The sequence below is a fragment of the Calidithermus terrae genome, assembly GCF_003574345.1.
In the GTDB taxonomy this organism is placed as follows: domain Bacteria; phylum Deinococcota; class Deinococci; order Deinococcales; family Thermaceae; genus Calidithermus; species Calidithermus chliarophilus.
Genome location: NZ_QXDL01000279.1, coordinates 1 through 4,399, shown reverse-complemented (window position 1 = coordinate 4,399; position 4,399 = coordinate 1). Strand labels below are relative to the sequence as shown.

6 protein-coding genes are annotated in these 4,399 nt (G+C 73.4%); 3 read left to right on the top strand and 3 right to left on the bottom strand.

Features of this window, described 5'->3' with window-relative positions; translation table 11 throughout:
• From Mterra_RS19230 to carH, 3 genes are all read right to left on the bottom strand, one after another.
• The coding region (locus Mterra_RS19230) for an NAD-dependent epimerase/dehydratase family protein (protein ID WP_119316595.1) at nucleotides 1–133 on the bottom strand (133 nt) is incomplete at its 3' end.
• 111 nt (nucleotides 134–244) lie between these two features.
• Nucleotides 245–835, bottom strand: a complete 591-nt coding sequence (gene ldrP / locus Mterra_RS19225; protein ID WP_119316594.1) for a transcriptional regulator LdrP — start codon at nucleotides 833–835, stop codon at nucleotides 245–247.
• A 114-nt stretch (nucleotides 836–949) separates the two neighbouring features.
• Nucleotides 950–1,831: an HTH-type transcriptional repressor CarH gene (carH, locus tag Mterra_RS19220; protein ID WP_119316593.1), complete on the bottom strand. Its 882-nt coding sequence runs from the start codon at nucleotides 1,829–1,831 to the stop codon at nucleotides 950–952.
• 46 nt (nucleotides 1,832–1,877) lie between these two features.
• Between carH and Mterra_RS19215 the strand changes: the two genes are divergently transcribed.
• From Mterra_RS19215 to Mterra_RS19205, 3 genes are all read left to right on the top strand, one after another.
• Nucleotides 1,878–2,627, top strand: a complete 750-nt coding sequence (locus tag Mterra_RS19215) for a class I SAM-dependent methyltransferase (protein ID WP_119316592.1) — start codon at nucleotides 1,878–1,880, stop codon at nucleotides 2,625–2,627.
• Between the two features lie 41 nt (nucleotides 2,628–2,668).
• Complete coding sequence (locus Mterra_RS19210) at nucleotides 2,669–3,496, top strand: phytoene/squalene synthase family protein (RefSeq protein ID WP_119316591.1); 828 nt, start codon at nucleotides 2,669–2,671, stop codon at nucleotides 3,494–3,496.
• Between the two features lie 30 nt (nucleotides 3,497–3,526).
• On the top strand, nucleotides 3,527–4,399 hold an 873-nt coding region (locus Mterra_RS19205; protein ID WP_119316590.1), incomplete at its 3' end, for a lycopene cyclase family protein.

Sequence of the window (4,399 nt, the reverse complement as noted above, 5' to 3'; positions counted from 1 at the left end):
CGCCCGCCCCCGCCACCCGCCCCGTGGGCCGGCCCCTGCGCGAGAGCGTGTGGACCGCGTGCCCCCGCGCCAGCAGCACGCGCGTCAGGTGGCTCCCCACGTACCCGGTCCCCCCGATGAGCAGGACTTTCAAGGCGGTCTCCTGTGCCTCAAGCCGTACGCCCTACGCCCAACGCCTGGGACCACGCGCCACCGTCGCCTTGCGCTCGGCGGCTCCGGGCCCACCGGTCCTCGGCCTCCCTGCTCACACCGCCGCCAGCAGCCGCGTCTCGGCCTCGGCCTCGAGGGTGCGCCGGTCCACGAGGTAGATCTTGCGGTAGCCGGTGTCGAGGATGCCCTCGTGGCGCAGGTCGGAGAGCAGCTTGCTCACCGACTCGCGGGTGGAGGCGGTGGCGTCGGCGATCTCCTCGTGGGAGGCCGTCACGTAGACCCCGCGCTCGTCCTGGCCGTGCGCGGCAGTGGCGGCGAGGTAGAGCAGGTAGCGGCAGATGCGGCTGCGGAGCTCCCCCCACTGCAGGTGGGTCTCGTAGGCCTGCACCTGGCCCATCTGGCTGGCGAGGCTGCTGGCGACCTGGCGCAGGTCCTCGGAGGAGAGGGCGTGGGGGTCGAGGGCGTGGGCGGCAGCCTCGGTGAGCGCCTCGGCGGTGTAGCGGTGGCTGCGCTCGGCGAGGCTCTCCTCCCCGAAGTAGTCGCCCGGCAGCACGTGGCGCAGGGTGAGCTGGCGCCCGTCGGGCAGGATCTCGACGATGCGGACCAACCCCCGCTCGAGCTGGTACAGCGCCTCGGCCCGGTCGCCCGCGCGGTAGATCACTTCCTTACGACGAACGCGTTTCATCAACCCACCTCCTCGAATGTGGCACCCCCGCGGCGACGGCGTCAGCAGGACGCTTCCCGTGGCTCACCGGTAAAGCTGGAAGTTGTACAAGGGGACGAAAGGCTTGAGTCGAGCTTACCACAGTCCTCCCTCCTTCAGCACCCGCGCCAGGCCGTCGGCCAGCTCGCGGGGGTCGTTTCCCAGGTAGCGCGCGCCCAGGCGCTCGACCAGTCCCGGCATGCCCTCGGCCGCGCGGCCGCCCACCACCACCACCGGGGCCAAGCCGGCGAGGGCGCCCTGGGGCAAGGACTCCAGCGAGACCGCCTGGACCGCCGAGAGCACCGCGGCCCGGGCCTCGACGCGCCGCGCGAAGCCGCGCAGGTCCTGCAGGGGGGTGTTGGGCCCGAGGTAGAACACCTGATAGCCCGCCCGCCGCAGGAACAGCGCGGTGATCAGCCCGCCCAGCTCGTGCTGCTCGCCGGGCAGCGTCGAGACGACCACCGCCGGGCCCAGCGAGCCGCCCATGAGGTTGAGCAGCTCCTGCAGGCGGCCGCGCAGGTAGGTGCTCGCCAGGTGCTCCTGCGCGGTGGTGACGCGGCCTAAGTGCCAGCCGTCGCCGATGCGCCTGAGCACCGGGGAGATCACCTCCATCACCACCTCCTCGAGCGGGTGCAGCCGGAAGGACTCGGAGAGGGCGCGCTCGGCGGCCTCGAGGTCGGCCTGGAGCAGGGCGTTCTCGAGCTCGAGCGAGAGGGCCTCGGGGGGGCGCGGCCCCTCCTGGGTGAGGCCCTCGAGGTAGCGCTTGACCGCCTGCGCCGGGGCGACCCCTTCGGCGATGGAGCGTTTGATGTCCTCCAGCGCGTCGAGGTCGGCCTCGGAGTAGAGGCGGTGCCCGCCGGGGGAACGCTCGGGGCGGGGGAAGCCGTAGCGCCGCTCCCACTGCCGCAGGAGCGCGGAGGACAGCCCGACCCGCTCCTCGACCTCCGCGATGGTGTAGACCCCCATGTCTTTGCGCATCGTGTTCACCTTTTGTACAAGACTATGCTAGATTGTTGTATAGGTTATGTCAAGCCTCGCCTGCCCCCGCTGCAAGAGCGCCCTCCCGGAGGGCGCCGCCGCCTGTACAAGCTGCGCTCAGGCGTGGCCCCGTGTGGGGGAGTGGGCCGACTTCCGCGGCGGGCGGCCGCTGGGCCCGGCCGCCGCCGTCAACCTCTGGCCCCTCACCGCCTGGGGCTACGAGGCCTGGCGGGCGCGGGCGCTGTCGCTGCTGTCGGGGCGGCCCTTCCCGCTGGGCGAGGAGCTATGCCTCATGCGGGAACGGCTCGAGCCCGTAGGGGGCGGGGTGTTCCTCGACCTGGGCACCGCCACGGGCCTGTACGCCCGGGCCCTGCTGCGCGCGGGGGCGGCGCGGGTCTACGCCCTCGACCTCTCCCCGGCCATGCTGCGCGCGGCCCGGCGCCGGGCGCGGGGGCTCGAGGGCTTCGTCCCCCTGCTGGCGCGGGCCGAGGCGCTGCCCCTGCGCGCGGCGAGCCTGGACGGGGTGGCGGTGGGGGGGAGCTGGAACGAGTTCGCCCGGCCCGAGGCGGTGGCCCTCGAGGTCGCGCGGGTGCTCAGGCCCGGCGGGCGGCTGTGGCTGGTGTTCACCCACCGCTCGGCCAGCCCTTTGCAGCGGGCCTTCGGGCGGGCCGGCCTGCGCTTCCCCCGCCTCGAGGACCTCCTCGCCCTGCTGGCCCCGCTCGGCTTCGCGCTCGAGGGCTGGCGCGAGGGGTCGGCGGGCTTTGTGGCGGGGACAAAACTCCCTGCCGGCGAGTAGCCCCATCCTTACGGCAGTGCGTCTCGCGAAAGGGGGTCGCCTTGGAACCCAACTGGACCGAAGTCTGTGCGATCATCCGCCGCCACTCGGCGACCTTCTACCTCGGGAGCCTGCTCTTCCGCGGCGAGGCCCGCAAGGGGGCCTGGGCGGTCTACGCCGCCTGCCGCCTGGGCGACGACGCGGTGGACGAGTCGCCCGACCCCCGCGCCGACCTCGAGCGCTGGTGGGCGGGGGTGGGCCGGGCCTACGCGGGCGAGCCCGAGGCCGAGTGGGAGCGGGCGCTGGCCTGGGCGCTGCGGCGCTGGGACATCCCGCGGGAGGGCTTCGCCGACATGCGCCAGGGCTTCCTCTCCGACCTGGGCCCGGTGCGGCTGCAGCGCATGGACGAGCTGATGACCTACTGCTACCAGGTCGCGGGCACCGTGGGCCGCATGATCGCCCCCGTCGGCGGCGCGGGCCCCGAGGCCGAGGAGGCCGCCGTCCGGCTGGGGCAGGCCATGCAGCTCACCAACTGCCTGCGCGACGTGGGCGAGGACTTGGCCGCGGGGCGGGTCTACCTCCCGGCCGAATTGCTCGAGCGCTACGGGGTCGCGCTCGAGGACCTGCGCCACGGGCGCGTGACGCCCGCCTACGCCGCGCTGATGCGCGAGCTCGCCCGGGAGGCCCGCCGCCTCTACCGCGAGGGCCTGCGCGGCCTGCGCCACCTCCGCAACGGCCGCGCCGCCGTGGCCCTGGCCGCCCTGCAGTACCAAAGCATCCTCGACAAGCTCGAGCGCAACGGCTGGGACAACCTCTCCCGCCGCGCCGCGCTCTCGCCCTACGAGCGCTTCAAGCTCCTGCCCAAGGCCCTGTGGATGCGGGGGGCCTGAAGCGGGGGCGTATGCTGGCCCCGTGACGCCATGGCGCAGCACTTCGACTACGTCGTCGCCGGGGCCGGGGCCGCGGGCCTGAGCCTGCTGCACCACCTCGAGCGCGCCGGCCTCTCCGACCGCCGCGTGCTCCTCCTCGACCGCGCGCCCAAGACCCGCAACGACCGCACCTGGTGCTTCTGGGAGGCGGGGGAGGGGCCCTTCGAGGGGATCGTTTTCCGCCGCTGGGGGCGATTAGCCTTCCACGCCCCGGGCTTCTCCCACACCTTCGGCATCGCCCCCTACGCCTACAAGATGCTGCGCGGCCTCGACTTCTACCGCCACATGGACGAGCGCCTGGCCCGCTGGCCCCGCCTCACCCGCCTCTACGGCGAGCTCGAGGCCGTCGGCGACGGCTTCGTGCGGCTGGAGGGCCAGACCTACACCGCCGACTGGGTCTTCAGCAGCGTCCTGAGCGAGCCCCTGGCTCCCCGCCCGCCCTACCATTACCTGCTCCAGCACTTCCGCGGCTGGGTGATCGAGGCCCCCCACCCCGCCTTCGACCCCGCCGTCGCCACCTTCATGGACTTCCGCGTCGAGCAGCAGGGCGAGGTGCGCTTCGTCTACGTCCTGCCCTTCGACGAGCGGCGGGCGCTGGTGGAGTACACCCTCTTCTCGGCCCGCCTGCTCAGCGAGCCCGAGTACGAGCAGGGCCTGCGGGCCTATGCCCGCGAGCATCTGGGGCTGGGGGAGTACCGGGTGCTCGAGACCGAGGCGGGCGTGATCCCCATGACCGACGCGCCTTTCCCCACCCGCATCGGGGGGCGCACCCTGCGTATCGGCACCGCTGGGGGTCAGACCAAGGCCTCCACCGGCTACACCTTCCAGCGCATCCAGCGCCAGTGCCGCCACATCGCCCAATCC

What these genes read in the sequence shown, in the direction of transcription:
- ldrP (WP_119316594.1), bottom strand. Translation starts at nt 835, where the DNA reads ATGAAACGCGTTCGTCGTAAGGAAGTGATCTACCGCGCGGGCGACCGG.
- Mterra_RS19215 (WP_119316592.1), top strand. Translation starts at nt 1,878, where the DNA reads ATGTCAAGCCTCGCCTGCCCCCGCTGCAAGAGCGCCCTCCCGGAGGGC.
- carH (WP_119316593.1), bottom strand. Translation starts at nt 1,831, where the DNA reads ATGCGCAAAGACATGGGGGTCTACACCATCGCGGAGGTCGAGGAGCGG.